At 71.0% G+C, this 21,202-nt stretch carries 20 protein-coding genes and 1 pseudogene; 16 read left to right on the top strand and 5 right to left on the bottom strand.

Annotated features, from left to right (window positions below):
* Window positions 1–48 precede the first annotated feature (48 nt).
* The 5 genes from ACGFY5_RS35775 (at window position 49) to ACGFY5_RS35755 (ending at window position 5,424) form a co-directional block, all read left to right on the top strand.
* Window positions 49–678: a TetR/AcrR family transcriptional regulator gene (locus ACGFY5_RS35775; protein ID WP_392727354.1), complete on the top strand. Its 630-nt coding sequence runs from the start codon at window positions 49–51 to the stop codon at window positions 676–678.
* 67 nt (window positions 679–745) lie between these two features.
* Window positions 746–1,207, top strand: a complete 462-nt coding sequence (locus tag ACGFY5_RS35770) for an Lrp/AsnC family transcriptional regulator (protein WP_392727352.1) — start codon at window positions 746–748, stop codon at window positions 1,205–1,207.
* A gap of 52 nt (window positions 1,208–1,259) precedes the next feature.
* Window positions 1,260–2,588 carry an L-lysine 6-transaminase gene (gene lat, locus ACGFY5_RS35765; protein WP_392727350.1) on the top strand — a complete coding sequence of 443 codons (1,329 nt, stop codon included), beginning with the start codon at window positions 1,260–1,262 and terminating at the stop codon, window positions 2,586–2,588.
* Window positions 2,588–3,931, top strand: a complete 1,344-nt coding sequence (locus tag ACGFY5_RS35760) for a 2-oxoadipate dioxygenase/decarboxylase family protein (RefSeq protein WP_392727347.1) — start codon at window positions 2,588–2,590, stop codon at window positions 3,929–3,931. The genes lat and ACGFY5_RS35760 overlap by 1 nt, the downstream gene beginning before the upstream one ends.
* Complete coding sequence (locus ACGFY5_RS35755) at window positions 3,928–5,424, top strand: aldehyde dehydrogenase family protein (protein WP_392727345.1); 1,497 nt, start codon at window positions 3,928–3,930, stop codon at window positions 5,422–5,424. Before ACGFY5_RS35760 ends, ACGFY5_RS35755 begins: the two co-directional genes overlap by 4 nt.
* Here ACGFY5_RS35755 and ACGFY5_RS35750 read toward each other — a convergent pair.
* The gene (locus ACGFY5_RS35750) at window positions 5,388–6,488 is read right to left on the bottom strand and encodes a class II histone deacetylase (protein WP_392727342.1); all 1,101 of its coding nucleotides are present in this window, start codon (window positions 6,486–6,488) and stop codon (window positions 5,388–5,390) included. The two genes, ACGFY5_RS35755 and ACGFY5_RS35750, sit on opposite strands and share 37 nt — an antisense overlap.
* Before the next feature lie 72 nt (window positions 6,489–6,560).
* Between ACGFY5_RS35750 and ACGFY5_RS35745 the strand changes: the two genes are divergently transcribed.
* Window positions 6,561–6,983, top strand: coding sequence for a response regulator transcription factor (locus ACGFY5_RS35745; RefSeq protein WP_392727339.1), 423 nt, complete (start codon window positions 6,561–6,563; stop codon window positions 6,981–6,983).
* Window positions 6,980–9,052 carry an ATP-binding protein gene (locus ACGFY5_RS35740; RefSeq protein WP_392727337.1) on the top strand — a complete coding sequence of 691 codons (2,073 nt, stop codon included), beginning with the start codon at window positions 6,980–6,982 and terminating at the stop codon, window positions 9,050–9,052. The genes ACGFY5_RS35745 and ACGFY5_RS35740 overlap by 4 nt, the downstream gene beginning before the upstream one ends.
* Window positions 9,053–9,226: 174 nt before the next feature.
* On the opposite strand, the pseudogene ACGFY5_RS35735 reads toward ACGFY5_RS35740, so the two are convergent.
* Window positions 9,227–10,144: pseudogene (locus ACGFY5_RS35735) on the bottom strand (EamA family transporter); the annotation flags it as partial.
* A gap of 45 nt (window positions 10,145–10,189) precedes the next feature.
* Between ACGFY5_RS35735 and ACGFY5_RS35730 the strand changes: the two are divergent.
* Window positions 10,190–10,681 carry a MarR family winged helix-turn-helix transcriptional regulator gene (locus ACGFY5_RS35730; protein ID WP_392727335.1) on the top strand — a complete coding sequence of 164 codons (492 nt, stop codon included), beginning with the start codon at window positions 10,190–10,192 and terminating at the stop codon, window positions 10,679–10,681.
* A gap of 17 nt (window positions 10,682–10,698) precedes the next feature.
* Here the strand turns inward: ACGFY5_RS35730 and ACGFY5_RS35725 are convergent, their stop codons facing one another.
* On the bottom strand, window positions 10,699–11,865 hold the full coding sequence (locus ACGFY5_RS35725) for a family 16 glycosylhydrolase (RefSeq protein WP_392727332.1): 1,167 nt from the start codon (window positions 11,863–11,865) through the stop codon (window positions 10,699–10,701).
* Between the two features lie 187 nt (window positions 11,866–12,052).
* Between ACGFY5_RS35725 and ACGFY5_RS35720 the strand changes: the two genes are divergently transcribed.
* Window positions 12,053–12,598, top strand: coding sequence for a hypothetical protein (locus tag ACGFY5_RS35720; protein ID WP_392727330.1), 546 nt, complete (start codon window positions 12,053–12,055; stop codon window positions 12,596–12,598).
* 38 nt (window positions 12,599–12,636) lie between these two features.
* On the opposite strand, the gene ACGFY5_RS35715 is transcribed toward ACGFY5_RS35720, so the two are convergent.
* Complete coding sequence (locus ACGFY5_RS35715; RefSeq protein WP_392727328.1) at window positions 12,637–13,395, bottom strand: IclR family transcriptional regulator; 759 nt, start codon at window positions 13,393–13,395, stop codon at window positions 12,637–12,639.
* 130 nt (window positions 13,396–13,525) lie between these two features.
* Between ACGFY5_RS35715 and ACGFY5_RS35710 the strand changes: the two genes are divergently transcribed.
* Genes ACGFY5_RS35710 through ACGFY5_RS35680 form a run of 7 tightly spaced genes read left to right on the top strand, consistent with a single transcriptional unit; the run spans window position 13,526 to window position 20,378 of the window.
* Entirely contained in the window at window positions 13,526–14,380 is an 855-nt protein-coding gene (locus ACGFY5_RS35710; RefSeq protein ID WP_392727326.1) for an MIP/aquaporin family protein, read from the top strand.
* A gap of 18 nt (window positions 14,381–14,398) precedes the next feature.
* Window positions 14,399–15,904, top strand: a complete 1,506-nt coding sequence (glpK, locus tag ACGFY5_RS35705; protein WP_392727324.1) for a glycerol kinase GlpK — start codon at window positions 14,399–14,401, stop codon at window positions 15,902–15,904.
* A gap of 55 nt (window positions 15,905–15,959) precedes the next feature.
* Window positions 15,960–17,675 (top strand): glycerol-3-phosphate dehydrogenase/oxidase, encoded by a 1,716-nt coding sequence (locus ACGFY5_RS35700; protein WP_392727322.1) that lies wholly within the window; start codon window positions 15,960–15,962, stop codon window positions 17,673–17,675.
* 36 nt (window positions 17,676–17,711) lie between these two features.
* Window positions 17,712–19,217, top strand: coding sequence for a glycerol kinase GlpK (gene glpK, locus ACGFY5_RS35695; RefSeq protein ID WP_392727319.1), 1,506 nt, complete (start codon window positions 17,712–17,714; stop codon window positions 19,215–19,217).
* A gap of 32 nt (window positions 19,218–19,249) precedes the next feature.
* Complete coding sequence (locus ACGFY5_RS35690) at window positions 19,250–19,558, top strand: ArsR/SmtB family transcription factor (RefSeq protein WP_392727317.1); 309 nt, start codon at window positions 19,250–19,252, stop codon at window positions 19,556–19,558.
* Complete coding sequence (locus ACGFY5_RS35685; RefSeq protein ID WP_392727314.1) at window positions 19,555–19,995, top strand: SRPBCC domain-containing protein; 441 nt, start codon at window positions 19,555–19,557, stop codon at window positions 19,993–19,995. Before ACGFY5_RS35690 ends, ACGFY5_RS35685 begins: the two co-directional genes overlap by 4 nt.
* Window positions 19,992–20,378: a DUF6069 family protein gene (locus ACGFY5_RS35680; RefSeq protein ID WP_392727311.1), complete on the top strand. Its 387-nt coding sequence runs from the start codon at window positions 19,992–19,994 to the stop codon at window positions 20,376–20,378. The genes ACGFY5_RS35685 and ACGFY5_RS35680 overlap by 4 nt, the downstream gene beginning before the upstream one ends.
* Here the strand turns inward: ACGFY5_RS35680 and ACGFY5_RS35675 are convergent.
* A complete protein-coding gene (locus ACGFY5_RS35675) occupies window positions 20,368–21,183 on the bottom strand; it encodes a phosphotriesterase (RefSeq protein WP_392727846.1) in 816 nt (271 codons plus the stop codon). The genes ACGFY5_RS35680 and ACGFY5_RS35675 overlap by 11 nt on opposite strands.
* Window positions 21,184–21,202: the final 19 nt, after the last annotated feature.

Raw genomic sequence — 21,202 nt, 5'->3', positions numbered from 1 at the left:
CAATTTCAACCGTACTGGACCGTCGGTCCAGTTGTCACGGGGAGATCCATGCGCCGCGAACGTGCCGACGCCGCCCGCAACCGGCGGGCGATTCTGGACGCCACCGAGGCGCTGCTCGCGCGGCGACGGCCCGAGACGATCTCGATGGAGCTCGTGGCCGCCGAGGCCGGCGTCGGCAAGGGCACTGTGTTCCATCGGTTCGGCAGCCGGATGGGGTTGATGGTCGCGCTCATGCAGGAGCGTGCGCTCGGCCTCCGCGAGGCCGTCGAGAACGGCCCCCCGCCGTTGGGTCCCGGCGCGCCGCCGGCCGACCGTCTCCACGCCTTTCTCGACGCCGTGGTCGACGTCGTGGTGCGCAACAAGAATCTGCTGGCAGCCCTGGGCCACGCCGAGTCGCTGACCCCCCACGACCACGGCGACCTGTCCGACCACCCCGTCTACCAGTTCTGGCACGGCCACGTGACGACGCTGCTGGCCGCCGCGGCAGAGGGGAATGCGGGCCCTGCGACCGCCGCCGGCGGACGTGTGGTGGACGCGGAGACGCTGGCGCATCTGTTGTTGGCCGGGCTTCGCAGTGGCCCGGTGGTGGCGATGATCGACGGGGGTGAGGCGGAGCGGGTGAAACGCGCGCTGCGGTTCGCGGCGTCGGCGGTGCTGGACGGAACCGAGCGGCGTTAGAACGGTCGGCGACCGGCCATGCGTCGATTGTGCTCGATCGCGGTGGCCACGCGGTAGCGTCCGGGCGGTGACCTCGCCACCTGCGCCCCTCGAAGACGACGTCGACCGCACGCTGGTGTCGCTGCTGGCCGCCGACGGGCGTGCCACGCTCTCCGCGCTCGCGGCGGCGGCCGGGATGTCGGTGTCCGCGACCCAGTCGCGGGTCCGGCGCCTCGAACAGCGGGGTGTGATCCGCGGATACGCCGCCGACGTCGACCCCGACGCGCTCGGACTGCCGCTGGCGGCGTTCGTGAGCATCACACCGCTCGACCCGGCCCAGCCCGACGACGCCCCCGAGCAACTGTCAGCGCTCGACGCGGTCGAGGCCTGCTACTCGGTGGCCGGTGACGCCAGCTACCTCCTGCTCGTCCGCGTGCCGTCCCCGCGCGCGCTGGAGGAGCTCCTCCGCGAGATCCGCTTGGTCGCCAACGTCCGCACCCGGACGACCGTCGTCCTACAAACGTTCTATGAAAGGCGCCCGCACCAGTAAAATTTACGGTCTCGCCGTTGTGAAACCGTAAAGATCGTCTTAGCGTGGTGTCATGACGCAGATCGTGGACGCCCCCGGGACGGTCCGAGCGGGCAACGTACATGCCGTGATCGGACAGCATCTCCTCGCCGACGGTTTCGACTTCGTGCTGGACCTCGACGCCTCGCACGGCTCCACGCTCGTGGACGCCCGCGACGGCCACGAGTACCTCGACCTGTTCACGTTCTTCGCCTCGTCGGCGCTGGGGATGAACCACCCGGCACTCGCCGACCCGGCCTTCCGTGCCGAACTGCTCCGCGCTGCGACGAACAAACCGAGCAACTCCGACATCTACACCGTCGAGATGGCGCGTTTCGTCGACATGTTCGTGGACGTGCTCGGCGACGAGCGCCTGCCGCACCTGTTCTTCATCGAGGGCGGAGGCCTCGCGGTCGAGAACGCGCTGAAGGTCGCGTTCGACTGGAAGAGCCGCTGGAACGAGGCGCACGGCATCGACCCGGCGCTCGGCACCCGCGTGCTGCACCTGGAACACGCGTTCCACGGGCGCACCGGCTACACGATGTCGCTGACCAACACCGACCCGAACAAGGTCGCGCGCTTTCCGAAGTTCGACTGGCCGCGCATCCCGGCGCCGTTCATCCGCGAGGGCGCGGACCTGGACGCGCTGGAAGCGGAGTCGCTGGCCGCCGCCCGTGCCGCGTTCGAGGCCCACCCGCACGACATCGCCGCCGCCATCATGGAGCCGATCCAGGGCGAGGGCGGCGACAACCACTTCCGTCCGTCGTTCGTCCGCGCGTTGCGCGACCTCTGCCACGAATACGACGCGCTCTTCATTCTCGACGAGGTGCAGAGCGGCGTCGGGCTCACCGGCACCACGTGGGCGTTCCAGCAGCTCGACGTCGTTCCGGACGTCGTCGCGTTCGGCAAGAAGACCCAGGTCTGCGGCATCATGGCCGGCGGCCGGGTGGACGAGATCGCCGACAACGTGTTCGCGGTGAGCTCGCGGCTCAACTCCACGTGGGGCGGCAACCTCACCGACATGGTGCGGGCCCGCCGGATCCTCGAGGTCATCCGCGACGAGAAGCTCGTCGACCGGTCCGCGTCGCTCGGCGCGCGCCTGCTGGAGAAGCTCCGGACGCTCGGCGAGAAGCACGCGTCGGTGAGCAACGTCCGCGGCCGGGGCCTGATGTGCGCCTTCACGCTGTCCGACGCTTCGCTGCGGGACGCGCTGCTCGACGGCTTGCAGAAGGACGAGAGCGTGATGATGCTCGGGTGTGGCACGCGGAGCATCCGCTTCCGGCCCGCGCTCACGATCAGCGAGGCCGAGCTGGACGCCGGTGTCGCGGCGATCGACCGGGTGTTGGCACGTCTGGAGGGCTAGTGCGTCAATGGGAGTTGCGGGCGGCGTTCGCCCGCTCGCTGTCGGAGATGTACGGCACCGAGGTGCCCGCGTACACGACGTTGCTGCGGGTGTCCGCCGAGGTCAACGCCGACGTGCTGGCGAAGCGCGGCGCGGACGCGCAGCGCCTGGGCAGCATCGAGCGGGTCACCGCGGAGCGGCACGGGGCGATCCGGGTGGGCACGCCCACGGAGCTGCGGCAGGTCGGGCAGATCTTCGCCGGGTTCGGCATGTACCCGGTGGGGTTCTACGACCTGCGGGACGCGTCGGCGTCGTCGGTGCCGGTGGTGTCGACGGCGTTCCGGCCGCTGGACGCCGACGAGTTGGCCCGGAATCCGTTCCGGGTCTTCACGTCCGTGCTGGTCACCGACGACCGGCGATTCTTCGACGCCGATCTGCAGGCGCGGCTCGAGACGTTCCTGGGGCGGCGAGAGCTGTTCCCGGCCCGGGTGCTGGCTCTCGCGGCGCGGGCCGCTGCCGACGGTGAGCTTCCCGACGCGGAGGCGGTGGAGCTGCTCGAGGGGGCGACCGCCTGCTTCGCGCTCTCGCAGGAGCCGATCGATCGCGCCTGGTACGACGAGCTGGCGCGGGTCTCCGCGGTGGCCGCCGACATCGGCGGCGTGTCGTCCACGCACATCAACCACCTGACGCCGCGGGTGCTCGACATCGACGAGCTGTACCGGCGGATGAGCGATCTCGGGATCACGATGATCGACGAGATCCAGGGCCCGCCCGCGTGGGACGGTCCGGACGTGCTGTTGCGTCAGACCTCGTTCCGTGCCTTGGCCGAGCCGCGGCGGTTCACCGACGGGCCGGGGGAGCTGCGCGTGCGGTTCGGCGAGGTCGAGGCGCGCGGCATCGCGCTGACCGCGGCCGGCCGCGCGCTCTACGACCGCCTCCTGGCCGAAGTGGACACCCGCCGCACCACCGATCCCCGCCCCCGCGCCGAGGTCGCCACCGACGTCTGGCGCGAGCACCTCCCCACCACGGAGGAATCCCTCGACCGGCAGGGCCTCGGCGCCTTCACCTACCGCGCGGTGCCCGGGGTTCCCCGTCCGGACAGCCCCGACATCCAGGAATGGGTACGGGTGGGCGCGGTGATCAGAGAACCGATCGTGTACGAGGATTTCTTGCCTCGGTCGGCGGCCGGCATCTTCCAGTCCAACCTCACCGACGCGGGCACGCGGGACGACGCGCTCGTCGGCGCCGCTCGCGACGCCGGCTGGATGAGCGACGCGCTCGGCCGCGAAGTCGCCGACCCCATCGTCCGCAACGAAGAACTGACGCGCGCCTCTCTGCGGGCGCTCAACCTGGAGATCTCATGATCGACCTACGCGAGAGCGCTCGGAACGCGCTGAAGGCCTGTGGCGTCGAAGACGCCGCCCTCACCGGAACGCTGCCGGTCCGCACGCCGCTCACCGGCGCCGAGCTGCTGAGCGTCCGCGAGACCGAGGACGTCGAGGGCCCGATCGCGGCGGCCCACGCCGCCTACCAGCAGTGGCGCACTGTGCCCGCGCCGGTCCGCGGCGCGCTGGTCAAGCGGCTCGGCGAGCTGATCGGCGAACACAAGGACGACCTGGCCACGCTCGTGACCCTCGAAGCGGGCAAGATCCGCTCCGAGTCGCTCGGCGAGGTGCAGGAGATGATCGACATCTGCGACTTCGCTGTCGGCCTGTCCCGCCAGCTCTACGGCCGCACGATGCCTTCCGAGCGCCCGGGCCACCGGCTCATGGAGACCTGGCACCCGCTCGGCGTCGTCGGCGTGATCTCGGCGTTCAACTTCCCGGTCGCGGTCTGGTCGTGGAACACCGCGGTGGCGCTGGTCTGCGGCGATGCCGTCGTCTGGAAGCCTTCGGAGAAGACGCCGCTGACCGCGCTGGCCTGCTCCGCGCTGCTGGACCGGGCCCTCGCGGAGGCTGGTGCCCCCGCGGATCTGCACCGGGTGGTGATCGGCGGCCGATCCACGGGAGAGGCACTCGTCGACTCGCCGCTCGTGCCCCTGGTCAGCGCGACCGGCTCCACCCGCATGGGCCGCGAGGTCGGCCCGCGGGTGGCCGCCCGGTTCGGCCGCACGCTGCTCGAACTCGGCGGCAACAACGCCGCGGTCGTGACGCCGTCCGCCGACCTGGACCTCGCCACCCGCGCGGTCGTGTTCGCCGCCGCCGGTACCGCCGGGCAGCGCTGCACGACGCTGCGCCGGTTGATCGTCCACGAGTCGGTGGCGGAGTCCCTTGTCGACAAGCTGGTCACCGCGTACCGCAAGCTCCCGATCGGCAGCCCGCTGGAGGCCGAGACCCTGGTCGGTCCGCTGGTCGACAAGGCCGCGTTCGACACCATGAGCACGGCGTTGGACGCCGCCCGCGCGGACGGTGGCGAGGTGCTCGTCGGTGGCGGGCGCCGCGAGGTCCAGGGAGACGGTTACTACGCCGAGCCCGCGATCGTCCGCATGCCGTCGCAGACCGAGATCGTGCGCACCGAGACGTTCGCGCCGATCCTGTACGTCCTCACGTACGAGACGCTCGACGAGGCGATCGCGCTGCACAACGACGTCCCGCAGGGGCTGTCGTCCGGCATCTTCACCCGCGACCAGCAGGAGGCCGAGCGCTTCCTGGCCGCGGACGGCTCCGACTGCGGCATCGTGAACGTCAACATCGGCACGTCCGGCGCGGAGATCGGCGGCGCGTTCGGCGGCGAGAAGGAGACCGGCGGCGGCCGCGAATCCGGCTCGGACGCCTGGCGCGCGTACATGCGCCGCGCCACCAACACCGTCAACGCGTCGGGTCAGCTGCTGCTGGCCCAGGACGTGTCGTTCCTCTGAGCCGCTTTCGCGATGGCTTCGGCCTGGTGAGGCAGTAGCTGCCCGCCGTAGTTCTCGACGATCGGCAGGTACGGGTCCTCCACCTCGGTGCGGATCCCGCAGAGCTCTTCGACGACGGCCAGCCCGCAGAACGGCACCGCGAACGGCGAGTAACCACCCTCGTGGGTGAGCACCAGTCGCCTGTCGCAGTGCCGTTCCGCGGCGGCCTTCACCCGGCCGGTCATCCACCGGAACGACTCCGACGAGAGCATCTGCCGCGCCAGCGGGTCGAAGCCGTTCGCGTCGAAGCCGCAGGCCACGAGGATGAGGTCGGGTCCGAACCGGTCCAGTGCGGGCTCGACCACGTCGGCGAACGCGGCCCGGTACGCGCCGTCGCCGGAGCCGGGTGGCAGCGGGACGTTGACGATCGTGCCGTGCGCGCCGACGTCGCTCACCGGCCCCGATCGCGGCGGGTACACGCCGTCCTGGTGGATCGAGATCGCCAGTACCGAGGGGTCGTCCCAGAACGTGTCCTGCGTACCGTTGCCGTGGTGCACGTCCCAGTCGACGATCGCGACGCGTTCGATCTGGTAGGCCTGCTGCGCGTGCCTCGCCGCGATCGCGACGTTGTTGAACAGGCAGAACCCGCGGCCGTGATCCGGCGTGGCGTGGTGCCCGGGCGGCCGCACCAGCGCGTACGCGTTGTCCACCGTGCCGGCGAACACCGCCTCCACTGCGCTCAGCACCCCTCCGGCCGCCAGCAGCGCGATCTCGTACGAGAATTCGCCGAACGGCGTCCCCCCGCCGAGGTTCCCTCCGCCGGCGGCGGCTTGCTGCTCGACGTCGGCGACGTAGTCAGGCTCGTGGACGCGGGTCAGCTCGGCGACGGTCGCCGGACGCGGCGCGAGAACCGTCAGTCGGTCGAGCAGGCCGGAGGCCGCGACGAGGTTCGCGAACCGGCGCTTCGCGTCGGGAGCCTCGATGTGCGTCATCGGCTCGACCCACCGACTCACCGGCAACGGCCCACCCGCCGTACCGGTGTCGTGCCACATGTACCGCTCGCTCCACACCCACCCGGTCGCCATGGGAACCAGCTTTGCTCAGAGTGGCCGCCGCGCCGCCGATGGGGGAGTGAGAACTGACGAGGGGCGGCGGGGATGGCGCGGTTGCTGGTGGTGGAGGACGAGTCGGACCTGCGGGAGCTGCTTGTCCAGCGCTTCGAGGCCGCCGGCCACCAGGTGGTATCGGTCGGCACCGGCGCGGCCGCCCTCCGCGCCGTCGACGAGGACGGTCCGCCCGACGCCGCGGTGCTCGACGTCGACCTGCCCGGCAAGGACGGTGTGGACCTGCTGGCCGACCTGCGGACCCGCTTCCCGGCGCTGCCCGCCCTGTTCATCACCGTGCTGTGGTCGGGGGAGCTGCTCGCCCGGATGAAGGCGACCGGCTGCCCCTACCTGACCAAGCCGTTCGCTGCGAAGGATCTCCGCGAAGCACTGGCCGACCTGCTCGGCGCCGTCGGGCGAGACACGGCAGTCGACGCTCCGGAGAACACAGCGGTCACGCGCCCGGCGTCGGGATGAGCCGAGCCGTCGCCTCGGCACGCGCGGTCGGCTTCGCTGCTCTCTTCGCGCTCGCGGCGGCCGCAGGCCGGATGACGATCGTCGACGGGACGAACCTGAGCCTGGTCTGGCCTGCCGCCGGCGTCGCGACCGTCTGGTTCGTGGCCCAGCGGAACTCGCCGTGGCCGGCGGTCGATTGGACGCTGTTCGGGGTCATAACGCTGGTCGTGAACACCGTGACCGGCGCACCGCCGATTCTCGCGGTCGGGTTCCTGATGGCTAACGCAGTTCAAATCCTGGTGTTCATCGCGGTTTTCGGACGCCTCCGCCCGGACTGGCGCTCCGGCGGCGCCGTCCCGCTGAGCCGGTTGCCGGACCTGTGGCGGATGATCGCCGCAACGGTGGCAGGCACCGTCGCCGGCGGACTGATCGGCCCCACGTTGGCCAACTGGTACGCCGGTTCCTGGAACTGGCTCGCCGAGTTGGTCTGGTTCACCCGCAACGTGTCCAGCATCCTGGCGATCGGCATCCTCGGATTGCTGCTGATCGGCAGCCGCACCGACGAGCGGATTCGCGGCTGGCGGTGCGTCGAGCTGGTCGCGCTCGCGGCCTGCTCCGCCGCCGCGTACACGCTCGCGTTCGCGTTTTCGCATGGGCTCCCACTCGCGTTCCCGCTGCTCGTCGTCACGGTTTGGGTAGGAACGCGATTTCCGACGACGCTGGTCGCGCTGCACGGCGTCGCATTCGGGATGGTGGGGGTGCTGTTCACCCTGCACGGCGAGGGGCCGTTCGCGACGATCGAGTCGTACCCGCTCCGTGCGCTGGTCGCTCAGGCGTTCGTCGCGATGGTGGCGGTCCTCGGGCCGGTGCTGGCGCTGGGGCGCGACGAGCGGCTCGTGCTGGACCGTGAGCTGTCCGCCGCCGCGGCGGCCAGCGCGGCGCAGGCCAAGCTCCTGACGACGATCGTCGACTCGATCAGCGACGGGCTGGTCGTGGTCGCCGCCGATGGCCGGATCCTGCTGCGCAACCCGGCGGCCGTCGAGATGATCTCCGGCCTGGCGCAGCGACCGGACTACGTCAGCGAGAACACCGAGGTCGTGATCACCGAGCCGGGTGGCGACCCGATCCCGGTCACCGACCTGCCACACGCGCACGCGTTGGCGGGGGAGACGGTGGAGGGCCGGGACATCGCGGTGCGATTGGCGTCGGGTGCGGAGCGGGTCCTGCAGGTCTCCGCCGCGCCGCTACCGGACGAGGGGTTCGGGCGGCGAGCGGTGGTGCTCTACCACGACGTGACGTCCGACCGGCGGCACCGGGACGAACTCACCGCGTTCGCCGGGGTCGTGGCGCACGACCTGCTCAATCCGTTGACCACCGTCGAAGGCTGGACCGAGGCGCTGGGCGAGTCGCTGGCCGATCACCCGGAAATTCCGGAGGCCCAGGCCAGCATCACCCGGATCCGCCGCGGCTCGACCCGGATGCGCCATTTGATCAACGACCTGCTCGCCTACACGACCGCCCGTGACGGTGCACTGGCGCCGGCGCGGATGTCACTCGCGGAGTTGATCACCGAGATCGCGCACGCCCGTACCGACCAGGCGACGGCGGGCGCTCAGTTGCCGCCGCGTTTCACCGTGGGTCCGCTGCACGACGTGGAGGCGGATCCGGTGCTGGTCCGGCAGTTGCTCGAGAACCTGTTGGGCAATGCGATCAAGTACACCGCTCCGGGGGTGGTGCCGCACGTGACGGTGTCGACCGAGGTGGCGCCCGACGGGCGGGTGAGCCTGACGATCTCGGACAACGGGATCGGGATCCCGGCGGGCCAGCACGAAGCGATCTTCGCGAACTTCCACCGGGCGCACCGGGAAGCCGGGTACTCGGGCACCGGCCTGGGGTTGGCGATCTGTGCCCGGATCGTCGAGCGGCACGGAGGGACGATCGCCGCGTCCGACAATCCGTCCGGCTCGGGTTCCCGCTTCACCCTCACTCTCCCCGCCGCCCAGAGCGCCCCCGCCGCCCAGAGCGCCCCTGCCGCCCAGAGCGCCCCGGCCTCCGAGTCGCGCCCGTCCGTGGCGGCGACCTCCCGTTAGCCGCGGGGGCGGCGGACCTTGATGGGGGAGTCTTCGTCGTCGGGGGTTTCGTTCGGGGCGGTGCGTTCCTCGTCGGCGAGAATCTCGTAGCGGGATTCGTGGGCGCTGCGCGCACGCTGCCGAGGCGATCTTCGCTCCCCGCGCCTGGCCGCTCCCCGCGCCCGGCAGCGGCGCGGCGGCCGCGGCTGTGGTCGGCGGGGGCGTGGCCGGTGCACCCGGGGCCCGGTGGGTGGTGGGGCGGATTGCGGCGCGGGCCGCCGTCAGGATCGCGGTGAGGACGACTGTCACGCCGACAGCCTGGGTGGCGGTGAGGGCCTGGCCCAGGGCCAGCCAGCCGGCGAGGACGGCCACAACCGGGCTGAGGAGGCTGAGGAACGAGGTCGCGCCGGCGGGGAGGACCGCCAGACCGCGGAACCAGAGCAGGTAGGCCAGCGCGGTGCCGACGAGCGCGAGGTAGGCGTACCCACCGATCGCGGCCGCGTCCAGCCGCGGCGGCAACCCCTCCACGACGAGCGCGACCGGCGCCAGCACCAACCCACCTGCGATCAGTTGCCACGCCGTGCTCGCGAGCGGCGACACCGTGGGGACTGACCAGCGTTTGGTGAGGACTATGCCCAGGGCCATGGAGGCGGCTCCGGCGAGGGCGGCGGTGACGCCCAGCGCGTCGAGGCGGGCATCGGCGGTGAGCACGACGAGCGCAACCCCGGCCACACCCGCAGCCCCCGCCACGACGATGCGCGGGTGCAGCCGCTCGCGCAACGCAGGCACGGCGAGCCCCGCCACGAGCAAGGGCTGGATCGCCCCGGCGATCGCGGCGACCCCTCCGGGCAGCCGGTACGCCGCCACGAACAACAGCGCGAAGAACGCGCCGATGTTCAGCGTGCCGAGCACCATCGAGCGCCACCACCATGACCCTCGCGGCACCACCCGCACGATCGCGAGCAGCAACAACCCGGCCGGAAGCGCACGCAGCACCCCGGCGAGCAGCGGACGTCCGGCCGGCAGGAACTCGGTCGTGACCAGGTACGTGGTGCCCCAGGTCGCCGGGGCGGCGGCGGTCGCGATCAGCACGCGAGCACGATTGCTAAGCACTTAGCGATAATAGCTAAGTGCTTAGGTAATTGCTAGGGTCGGGCCGTGGCAGACCACGTCGACCGGATCCTGGCCCAGTGGCACCGCGAACGCCCGGACCTGGACGTCTCGCCGATGGCCGTGATCGGACGCCTGAGCCGCGCCGCCGTGGCCGTGCACGCGCGACTCGACCGCACGTTCGCCGCGCACGGCCTCGACCGCGGCTCGTTCGACGTCCTCGCCACGCTGCTGCGGAACGGCCCACCGCACCGGCTGACCCCGGCCCAGCTCGCGGCCGACGCGATGATCACGTCCGCCGCGGTCGCGCAGCGCCTCAACCGTCTCGAGGCTCGCGGCCTCGTCACCCGCGCACCGAACCCCGACGACGGCCGCGGCAGCCTCGTGTCCCTGACCGCGGACGGTAGGGCCGCGGTCGAGGCCACACTGCCCGCCCACCTCGCGACCGAACAGGAACTCCTCGCCGACCTCAGCCCCGACGAGCGCGAAACCCTGGCCGCACTCCTCGCCCGCGTGTCCCACGCCGCCGACGCCACCTAGGGCGGCGCCGCCGCGTTTCAGCCGATGGAGCCCAGGCCGATCGGGTAGCGGTAGATGCGGATCCAGTCGACCAGGGCGGTCGCGGGGAGGCGGGGTGCCGGGTCGTCGACGGCCAGTTCCAGCGCCAGGGTGTGGGGGCGGCGGAACGAGGCCCAGGCGGCGCCCGCCTCGGCGGCGAGGAGCTCCTGGGTGACGACGCCGTCGACCGACCAGCGCAGGTGGCCGTTCGCGCCGGGCTTCCAGTCCAGCGCGTAGACGTGCCAATCGGTGCCGGTGCCGTTGCCCGGGATCTCGTGGGCGCGTCCGTACGCCAGGTCGGGGCTACCGCCGTGGGCGAACTGACGCACGAGTCCCGAGCGCCGTCCGGTCACCTCGGCGATGTCGATGCCGCCGGACTCCGGCCAGGCGACGCTCGCGGCGTCCGCGCCGATCGTGCGGAAAGCGGGGCGCAGGGCCTGGTCTGCGGGGAGCTTCATCCGGGCGGAGAAGTAGCCGCCCTGCTGCGACCAGGCCGCGGCGCCGTCGTTGCCCGAGCGGTCGAGCATGCTCAGCTTGGCCGACACCGGGCCCGGGGAGGCGGTCAGGGCCAGATGGCCCAGGCCGTCGAGTTTCGCCTGGTCGATGGAGCAGCGGGCGTCGGTGCACGGGTCGTCGAACCACATGGCTGTCGACAGGCCGTAGTTCGGGCCCGCCTCGGGGGGCCCGCTGAACTCCTGCCGGAAGGTGAGCGGGTTCGTCCGGACCGTCAGGTACTTCGGTGGGGTGAGAGCCGTCCAGCGTCCGGCGATGCGGACCGCCGCGACGACCTGGTAGTCGCCCGGTGGGAACGTTCGCTGCCCGGTAGCGAACGCGTACCCACCGGGCGGGATCGTGGCCGGCCGTGCGCCGGGGAAGTCGAAGTGGCCGCCCTCCGAGTCGCGGACCGCGACCGTCACCGACTCGACGTCGACCGCCTCCGACTTCGCGTGTAGCCGGACGGTCGCGCCGATCGCCTGCCCCGACTCGGCCGTCGCCGGCACGCCCAACTGGTCCAGCACCAGCCCGGCATCAGCCACCGCCGCCGCCGACCACACCGGCCACCCGCGCCCCGCGATCGCGGGGGTCGGTGCCGCCACCGCAGCCGTGGTGCCGGCTACGGCCAGGACTATGGCGGTGGTTACCGCGCTGATCGTTCGGCGGTTCATCCCGGACACTCCCTCGTCGAACGACCCTGCTACTGGCAAGCAGCGTCATACCGCACTGAAAGGGTGTAATTCGAGCGGCGCGCGCAAGCTGGGAGATTGCTGCGAGCTTTATCCCGGTTCGCTCAATTACCACCGCAATTTGGCGTGTCGAATGCTCGCTGCAACGAGCGCCACTTTGAGTGTCGTCATGCGTCTTCACCACCGAACGGGCATCGTGTGCGCACTCGTCGTCTGCCTGCTGACGCCCGCCGCACCGAGCGAAGCCACCGACCGGCCGGCGTTCAACCGCTTCTCCGCCGCGCAACTCGCGCAACAGATCCTGGCGCTGCGCGCCTCCGGCCGGATCCGCATCCACGACTACTCGGCGAACAAGGCCGCCGACCGCCGCGACCGCTCGCTGGCCAGCCAGCAACTCGCGGACATCGCCGCGGGCAAGCGCGTGAACCTCTCCCGCCGGTGCCACGGCGGACGGCTGGTGAAGATCCGCCCCGACATCCGCATCCTCCGCTTCCTCGCCGACCTGGGGACGGCGTCCGGCGGCTACACGATCAACGTCCTGTTCGGGCAGTGCCACTCGCGCTCTTCACTGCACTACCGCGGCCGCGCTGTCGACCTCCGCTGCGGCCTCCGGGTCACCAAGGCCGACACGAAAGCGATCAGGTGGGGAGTGAGGCGAAATCCGGAGACGTGCCGGCGGAACTACCACTGGCACTACTCCGTCGGCGGACGGTGACCCCCGCCAGTAGTGGGGAGTGTGCACTACGTGGACGTCTAATCGTTCTGAAGGTCCCTGGAGACGGCACGGGCCGCGTCGCGCACGCGGTTGACCAGGGCAGTTCTCGGCCGTCGGCCGGGATCGCAGACGCGGTCGACGGCGCCGCTGACGCCGATCGCGCCGACGACGAGGCCGCCGTAGCCGCGAATCGGGACGGCGATGCCGGCCTGGCCGACGGTCATCTCCTCGACCTCGGCCGCCCAACCGCGTTCGCGGACCCGGTCGAGGGTGTCACGCAGATCGCGGGGGTCGGTGATCGTGCGGTGCGAGTACGGCGGCAGGCCTTTGGCGAGCACGACCGAGGCGTTCGGGGCGTAGGCGAGGAGGGCTTTGCCGAGCGCGGTCGCGTGCGCGGGCAGGGACGAGCCGACGTCGAGTTTCTGCTGTGTGTCGTCGGGGCGGAAGACGTGGTGGACGACGATCACCGCGCCGGCCTGCAGCGCCCCGATGCGGACGGCGAACCCGGTGCGCGCGGCCAGCGGGTCGGCCCAGTTGATCGCGTGCGAGCGCAGTTCGTTGAGGTCGAGGGGGCCGCTGCCGAGGTCGAGCAGCGCGGTGCCGATGCGGTACTTGCCGCCGGTGCCGTCCTGCTCGACGAAACCGACGCGGTGCAACGTCCGTAACAATCCGTGCGTCGTGCCCTTGGCCAGGCCGAGCGCTTCGGCCAGTTCGGTGACGCCCAGCGGGCCCGGTGCGCCGCCCAGCAGGCGCAGGATCGCGGCCGCCCGCTCGATGGACTGCACGGAGCCGGGCATGTCGGTAAACGTAGCGGTTCGACAATGTCGAACGCATGCCGTTGAGACCGTTACCGGTGGTTCCTAGCGTCTGTACCTGCCTGGCCGAGATGGCCAAAGTCGGCCCTCGGCCCCAGCCCCGGGAGGTCCCATGGCGGAACGGTTGAAGATCCCGAAGGTCCCCGGCACGGTCGGCGAGATGGCGGCGGAGTTCGCCGGAACGCTGATTCTGATTTTGTTCGGATGTGGTGTGGTCGCCCAGGTCGTGGGCGGCGAACTCGGTGACCACGACAGCATCGCCTGGGCGTGGGGTTTCGGCGTGACGCTCGGCGTGTTCGTGGCCGGCCGGATCAGCGGCGCGCACCTCAACCCCGCGGTGACGATCGCGCTGGCCGTGTTCAAGGGTTTCTCCTGGCGCAAGGTGCCGGCGTTCATCGCCGCGCAGACCCTGGGCGCGTTCGTCGCCGCGCTGCTCGTGCGCTGGAACTACAGCGAGGTGCTGGCGAAGGTCGACCCGGGCAACACGATCAAGACCCAGGGCGTGTTCTCGACGCTGCCGGGCAACGGCACGTACCCGGTGTCGGAGTGGGGCGCGTTCCGCGACCAGGTCATCGGCACCGCGATCCTGCTGTTCGTCATCCTCGCGCTCACCGACCTGCGCAACAACCCGCCGCTGGCGAACCTGACGCCGCTGATCATCGGCTTCCTCGTGGTCGCGATCGGTATGGCGTGGGGCACCGACGCGGGGTACGCGATCAACCCGGCCCGTGACTTCGGACCCCGTCTGGCCTCGTATCTCACGGGGTACGAAACAGCGTGGAGTGACCAGTACGGAAATCTGTATTTCTGGGTGCCGATCATCGCGCCGATCATCGGGGCTCTTGTCGGTGCCGCCCTCTACGGTCTGCTCATCGGTCGGTTCCTGCCGTCGGACGAGCCGCAGGAGCCCGGCGAACTGCCGTCGTCCGATGCCCGTGACGCCCGTCCCACCGAGAAGATCGCTTAACCCGGAGGAGCAATCCGCATGCCTGATTTCGTCGGCGCAGTCGATCAGGGCACGACCAGCACCCGGTTCATGGTCTTCGACCACGGTGGCAACGAGGTCGGCCGTCACCAGCTCGAGCACGAGCAGATCCTGCCGCAGGCCGGCTGGGTCGAGCACAACCCGGTGGAGATCTGGGAGCGCACCGCTTCGGTGATCCGCACCGCGTTGAACAACCTCAACCTGTCCGCGTCCGATCTGGCCGCGCTCGGTATCACCAACCAGCGCGAGACCACTGTCGTGTGGGACAAGCGCACCGGCCGTCCGTACTACAACGCGATCGTCTGGCAGGACACGCGCACCGACCGCATCGCGTCGGCGCTCGACCGCGACGAGCGCGGCAAGGTCATCCGCCAGAAGGCCGGGCTCCCGCCGGCCACGTACTTCTCCGGCGGCAAGATCCAGTGGATCCTCGACAACGTCGACGGGGTGCGCGAGGCAGCCGAGGCGGGCCACGCGATCTTCGGCAACACCGATTCGTGGCTCATCTGGAACCTCACCGGCGGCTCCCACGTCACCGACGTGACGAACGCGAGCCGCACGATGCTGATGAACCTCGAGACGCTCGACTGGGACGACGAGCTGCTGTCGTTCTTCAACATCCCGCGGTCCATGCTGCCGGAGATCCGGCCGTCGTCGGACCCGAGCGGGTACGGCGAGCTCGACGCCAAGGGTCCGCTGCGGGGCGCGGTGCCGCTCACCGGTGACCTCGGCGACCAGCAGGCGGCCACTGTCGGGCAGGTCTGCTTCTCACCCGGCGAGGCGAAGAACACCTACGGCACCGGCAACTTCCTGCTGCTCAACACCGGCAACGAGCTGGTGCGCTCGGAGCACGGGCTGCTGACCACGGTCTGCTACAAGTTCGGCGACCAGGCTCCGGTCTACGCGCTGGAAGGCTCGATCGCGGTCACCGGCTCGGCCGTGCAGTGGCTGCGTGACCAGCTCGGCATCATCAGCGGTGCGTCGCAGAGCGAGGCGCTCGCGCGCCAGGTCGACGACAACGGCGGTGTGTACTTCGTGCCGGCGTTCTCCGGGTTGTTCGCGCCGTACTGGCGATCGGACGCGCGTGGCGCGATCGTCGGGCTCTCGCGGTACAACACGAATGCGCACCTGGCCCGGGCGACGCTCGAGTCGATCTGTTACCAGAGCCGCGACGTGTCCGAGGCGATGGCGCAGGACTCCGGTGTCACGCTCGACGTGTTGAAGGTCGACGGTGGGGTAACGGCCAACAGCCTGTGCATGCAGTTGCAGGCCGACATCCTCGGTGTGCCGGTCAGCCGGCCGGTGGTGGCGGAGACCACCGCGCTCGGTGCGGCCTATGCGGCGGGGCTCGCGGTGGGGTTCTGGAAGAACACCGACGAGCTGCGTGAGAACTGGAACGAGTCGGAGCGCTGGCAGCCGAGCTGGAGCGAGGAACGGCGCAACGAGGGGTACGCGAAGTGGCGCAAGGCGGTCGAGCGGACGCTCGACTGGGTCGACGTCGACTGATCGCTGTTGCCGCGGGGCGGGCAGCCGCCCCGCGGACTCCCACGGAAGGAACGGTATGGACACCGGCAGGCTCTCGCCCGAGGCTCGGGAAGCCGCGCTCACCGCGCTCACCGACGGCGAGGAACTGGACGTCGTGGTGATCGGCGGTGGCGTCGTCGGCGCCGGTGCCGCGCTGGACGCCGTGACGCGCGGCCTCTCCGTGGCGCTCGTCGAAGCACGGGACTTCGCCAGCGGAACCTCCAGCCGGTCGAGCAAGCTCATCCACGGTGGCCTGCGCTACCTGGAGATGCTCGACTTCGGCCTGGTCCGCGAGGCACTGCACGAGCGGGGCCTGCTGGTGCAGCGCCTGGCGCCGCACCTGGTGCGCCCGGTGAAGTTCCTCTACCCGCTCAAACACCGCGCGTGGGAGCGGCTCTACGCCGGCAGCGGCGTGGCCCTCTACGACGTGCTCAGCATGTCCAGCGCCGGGCGCGGGCTGCCGCACCACCGGCACCTGACCCGGCGCGGAGCGCTGCGCGCCGCGCCGTCGCTCCGCAAGGACGCGCTGGTCGGCGCACTGCAGTACTACGACGCCCAGGTCGACGACGCGCGGCACACAATGTTCCTCGCGCGTACCGCAGCGGCCTACGGGGCGCTCGTGCTGTCGCGGTCGCGGGTGGTCGGGTTCCTGCGCGAGTCCGAGCGGGTCACCGGCGTCACGGTGCGCGACCTGGAACACGACCGCGAGTTCACGATCCGCGCCAAGCAGGTCATCAACGCCACCGGCGTCTGGACCGACGACACGCAGGCGATGGTGGGGGAGCGCGGGCAATTCCACGTGCGCGCGTCCAAGGGCATCCACCTGCTCGTGCCGCGCGACCGCATCCAGTCCTCCACCGGGCTCATCCTGCGGACGTCGTCGAGCGTCCTGTTCGTGATCCCCTGGGGCCGGCACTGGATCCTCGGCACCACCGACACCGACTGGGCGCTGGACAAGGCCCATCCGGCGGCCTCCAGCCGGGACATCGAGTACCTGCTCGGCGAGGTCAACAAGGTGCTGATCACGCCGCTGACGAAGGAAGACGTGGTCGGCGTCTACGCCGGGCTGCGGCCGCTGCTGGCCGGGGAGTCCGAGTCGACGTCGCAGCTCTCCCGGGAGCACACGGTGGCCTCGCCGCAACCGGGTCTGGTCGTCGTGGCCGGCGGCAAGTACACCACCTACCGGGTGATGGCCCGGGACGCCGTCGACGCGGCCGTCCACAACCTCGATCGGGGCGCGCCCAGGTCCTGCACGGACACGGTGCCGCTGCTCGGTGCCGAGGGGTACCGGGCACTGCGCAACCAGCGCCACACGATCGCGGCCCGCTCCGGGCTGCACGTGGCGCGCATCGAGCATCTGCTCAACCGGTACGGGTCGCTGCTCGACGAACTCCTGGCGCTGATGGCCGCGGACCCGTCGCTGCGGTCCCCGCTCGACGGCGCCGAGGACTACCTGCGGGTGGAGATCTCCTACGCCACGTCCCACGAGGGCGCGCGGCACCTGGAAGACGTCCTCACCCGCCGCACCCGGATCTCGATCGAGGTCCCCGACCGCGGCGTGGCTGCCGCACGGCCCGCCGCGGAGCTCATGGCCCAGGTGCTCGGCTGGAGCGAGGGACAGATCGATCGTGAGGTAGAGCATTATTTGCGACGTGTCGAGGCTGAACGTGCGTCGCAGGACCAACCGGACGACGAAACCGCCGATGCGAAGAGGTTGGGCGCGGAAGATGTGGTTCCTCTGATCACTCAGTAATAAGGTCGTTACGGCGGCGACCGGGAGGAGGCCGACATGGTGTCGCGGTACGTGATCGCGATCGACCAGGGAACGACCTCCACCCGGTGCATCGTCTTCGACCAGGCCGGTCGGCTCGTGTCGGTGTCCCAGCGCGAGCATCGGCAGCTCTACCCGAAGCCGGGTTGGGTCGAGCACGACGCGGCGGCGATCTGGCGCAACGTGCAGCGGATCGTGCCCCGGGCGGTGGCCGAGGCCGGTATCGACGCCTCGCAGGTCGTCGGCATCGGCATCGCGAACCAGCGGGAGACGTGCGTGCTCTGGGAGCGCGACACCGGCATCCCGATCGGGTCGGCGCTGGTCTGGCAGGACACCCGGGCCGACGGTGTGGTGGAGGAACTGGCGTCCCACGCCGACGCCAAGGACGTCGAGGCGCGCTGCGGGTTACCGCTCGCCACGTACTTCTCGGCGCCGAAGCTGCGCTGGCAGCTCGATCACGTACCGGGCCTGCGGGAACGGGCGGAGCGCGGCGAGGTCCTCTTCGGCACGATGGAGACCTGGCTGATCTGGAACCTCACCGGTGGCGTCCACGTCACTGACGTCACCAATGCCAGCCGCACGATGCTGATGGACCTGCGGACGCTGCAGTGGAGCCCGGAGCAGCTGGAGTTCTTCGGCATCCCGGCGGGGATGCTGCCGGAGATCCGCTCGTCGGCCGAGGTGTACGGGGTGTGCTCGTCGGTGCTGCCCGGCGTCAAGATCACCGCCGCGCTCGGCGATCAGCAGGCCGCGCTGTTCGGGCAGGTGTGTTTTGCGCCGGGCGACGCGAAGTGCACCTACGGCACCGGCAGCTTTCTCCTGCTCAACACCGGTGCGGAGGTCGTGCAGTCGACGCACGGCCTGCTGTCGACGGTGGGCTACCAGATCGGCGGCGCCCCGGCGACGTACGCGCTGGAGGGGTCGATCGCGATCACCGGGTCGCTGGTGCAGTGGTTCCGGGACTCGCTCGGCCTGATCAGCACCGCGCCGGAGATCGAAACGCTGGCGCGCACGGTCGAGGACAACGGCGGGTGCTACATCGTCCCCGCGTTCTCCGGTCTGTTCGCGCCGTACTGGCGCAGCGAGGCACGTGGCGTCATCGTGGGCTTGACCTCGTACATCACCAAGGGGCACCTGGCCCGGGCCGTGCTCGAGGCCACCGGCTGGCAGACCCGCGAGGTCGTCGACGCGATGAACGCCGACTCCGGCCTCGACCTGCGCACGCTGCGCGTCGACGGCGGGATGACGTCGGACAACCTGTTGATGCAGTTCCTCGCCGACGTGCTGGACGTGCCGGTCGTGCGGCCGATGGTCGCCGAGACCGTCTCGCTGGGAGCGGCGTACGCGGCCGGGCTCGCGGTGGGCTACTGGGCCGACCTCGCGGCCTTGAGGCAGAACTGGCACCGCGCGGCCGAGTGGCGGCCGGCGATGGCCGCGGACCGCCGCGTCCAGGAGTACGACAACTGGCAGCGCGCCGTGGAGCGCACGTTCGGCTGGATCAAGCCAGGCGCCCACCCCGGTTGACATCGGCGCCGCCGCGCGCAAAAGTAAACCATATGGTTCACCGTCAGTTCGCCGCGCTCGGCGACCCGACCCGTCTGGCCATCGTCGAGCGGCTCGTGCGCGGGCCGACGTCGGCTGGCGATCTCGCGGCGCCGACGTCACTCTCGCTGCCCGCCGTCCTCAAGCACCTGCGCGTGCTCGAGGACGCGGGCCTGGTGACGACGGTCAAGCGCGGACGGGTCCGCGAGTGCCGGCTCCGCGACGACGCGCTCGTCGCCGTGGCCGAGTGGACCGCACAGCACCAGGCGCTCTGGTCGACCCGGCTGGACGCTCTCGGCACGCTCCTGGAGGAAGACTCATGACGTTGTCGTTCGACCTCGACCGCACCTACCCCCAGCCGCCCGAACGGGTGTGGGAGGCCTTCACCCGCGCCGACCTGATGGAGCGCTGGGTCCTGCCCGACCCGGAGTGGCGCCTGTCGTCCTGCGAGGTCGACGCCCGCGAGGGCGGCGGCTACCGGCTGTCGTTCGGCCCCAGCGCGGCCGGCGACGAGTACCGCGAGACCGCGACGTTCACGGTCTTCGAACCCGTGGAGAAACTGGTGTTCGACGTGCACACCACGGGCGAGGACACCGACGACCGGTCCCGCTGCACGGTGCTGCTGATTCCGTCCGGCGGGGGCACCCGCCTGGAACTGCGGGTCGAGGGGCTGTCGGGCCCGCAGGCGCTCGAGCACCTGCGCACGGGCTGGCAGTGGTGTCTGGAGGGCATCGCGAAGCAGCTCGGAGATGCGGCATGACCAGCGCGGTGTCGGCGCGGACGGGTTACGCCCGGGTCGTCACCACCGGCCTTCTCGCCGCAGTGGGGGCCGTGGCGGCGACCACCCTGGTTGCGGCGGCTCTGAACGTCGATCTGGTGGGCTTCGAAGGCGAGACCATTCCGCTGTCCGGGTTAGCGGTGGTCACCGGTTTTTTCTCGCTGGTGGGCGTCGTCATTGCTGTTGTTCTGCTGCGGTTGAGTGCCCGCCCGGCGAGGACGTTCGTACGGACGGCCCTGGTGCTGACCGCGATCTCGCTGGTGCCGCCGTTGTTCACCGGGGGGAGTGCCGTTGCCCTGGTCGGGCTGCACCTCCTGGCTGCCGCTGTCGTGATCCCCGCCCTGGCGTGGAGCCTCAGGGCCTAGCGAACGCCCTGGCCGGGTTGGCGACCGTGATCGCGTGGGCGACATCGGCGCCGAACTCCCTGGTCAGCCGGGGGACGAGCGTGCCGAGCAGGTACGGCATGCCGGGGCCCTCGGCGGTGGAACGTGCTCGAGCCGTGGTGGTGTCGCCGCCGATCAGCAGCTGATCGACGGAACCGGCGTCGACGAGCGACACCAGGCAGTCGAACAGGTGCCCGTCGGTGGCCGCGTTGGCCCGGGACGGCCCGTCGAACGCGAGGAACGCCCCGCTGCGCGCCAGTTCGCGGTGCATTGTCGCGTCCGGAAAGCGGTTCAGGTGTCCGAGGACGATCCGCTCCGGCGGCACGCCCTCGCCCGACAGCAGGTCGACGACGTCCGGCGCGGCGCTGCCGGCCTCGTGGTGGACGGCGATCGGGGCGCCGGTGGCGCGGTGTGCCGCCGCGGCCGCGACCATCGTCCGGCGGGAGTGCTCGTCGATCCGGTGGTAGCCGCCGGCGACTTTCACCAGGCCGGCGCGCACACCGGTGTCGTGGATACCCACGGTGAGCTCGCGGACGAACAGCTCCTCGAGGTCGTCCGGCGTCTCTCCGGAGTAGTGCGCGGCGCGGTGGAGGCCGGTCGCGGCGACCACGTGGACACCGGTGGCCCGCGACGCCGTGACCAGGTCGTCGACGCGTCGGCCCAGGCCGTACGGGGTCCACTGCACGACCGCGCCGCCGCCGAGCGCACGGAACGCGTCCAGCTCGGCGGTGGCCGCGTCGACGTCGTCCAGCTCGTCGCCAGGAAGGAGGGCACTACGGAAGAACAGATGGTCGTGGGCGTCGCAG

The sequence above is a fragment of the Cryptosporangium sp. NPDC048952 genome (assembly GCF_043197895.1).
Classification (GTDB): Bacteria; Actinomycetota; Actinomycetes; order Mycobacteriales; family Cryptosporangiaceae; genus Cryptosporangium.
This window is presented reverse-complemented; position numbering and strand designations above follow the sequence as displayed.